This is a genomic window from Chryseobacterium sp. ON_d1, from assembly GCF_006829085.1.
Lineage (GTDB): Bacteria > Bacteroidota > Bacteroidia > Flavobacteriales > Weeksellaceae > Chryseobacterium.
This window is the reverse complement of sequence record NZ_BJTC01000036.1, coordinates 1-1128: the sequence shown is the minus strand read 5'-3', so window position 1 is coordinate 1128 and position 1128 is coordinate 1. Positions and strand designations below refer to the sequence as shown.

At 44.0% G+C, this 1128-nt stretch carries 1 pseudogene; it reads right to left on the bottom strand.

The window, feature by feature from the left end:
• A pseudogene (locus CRS_RS24585) lies at window positions 1–1128 on the bottom strand (RHS repeat-associated core domain-containing protein); the annotation flags it as partial.

The following is a 1128-nucleotide window of genomic DNA, read 5'->3' as shown; positions in this document are numbered from 1 at the left end:
AAGGTATTCAACAGGATTGTTACCAACCTGGTGGGTATGGGTCAGCAGCCTGTTCTGGGAATCATAAGTGAACTTTTCCACAATGACCTTTTCAGGATCTGAACCCAATCTTCTGTGGTAGGTATTGGTTTGAAGGACAACCCCGGCAAAATCAAGCTTATTGTTGATCACGGTGTAGCCCCCCAAATAGTTGTTACTTCTTGAGCCAATGTTTCTTCCTTTGGTATCATACCAGATAAAGTTCTTTGTCCATCTGTCATCTTCTATATTTTTGATATAGGAAGCGGTAAGCATTCCCTTGGTGGTTTGGGCATTAGCCGGGTTATCCGTAAGAAGGGGCTGGGCAAATACATTGGTGACCGCAGAGGAGCCTGTAGGATAGGTGTCATAATAATTGACAGTCAGTAATTTAGTAACAGAACCCGGATAGCTGGTAGAACCACTGTCATAATACACTCCCAGTCCACTGTTTGTGAATCCCACCGTAGCAGATCTGGCTACATTGTTGCTGCCTTTAGCATCTGCCAACACCTGCTCTGCTGCTCTTCCTGCGGCACTGTATACCTGGGAGCTGGTATATATTCCTGTATAAGCTGTTCTTCCGAACTGGTCATACTTGGTAAACAGCCACTGTTTTAAAGCTCCTATGACAGCATCCTGGGTCATGATCAGCCTGTCCTGCCTGTCATATACCATGTATTCCCAGGCTTTACCGGGAAGTTTCTTTTCAACCAGACGTCCTCTTGCGTCATAGCGGTACTGGTAGCAAAGGGCATTAAGCAGATCATCTGTCAGGCTCTGATTAGCAGCCTTGGGAGGAAGAACAAAAGCCAGCTGGTTATATTCATTATATACATAATAGGTGTCTGCGTATTCCGTATCTGAAATCATTTTCCTTACCAAAATAGTCTGTCCCTGTCCGTTTTTATATTCATAGGTCCTGTTCCCGTCTTCATCTGTGACCATATTCCTGTAAAGCTGATTGGCACTGCTATATGCAGATACGGTTAACGTCGTTTTTGTAGCTCCGTTTTCCCATATTGTTGTAGGAACAAACTTGTAGGCATCATTTCCTATATTGGCTGCATATTCAAACTTAACAGGTTTATTACTCCAGTCATTCCCCAC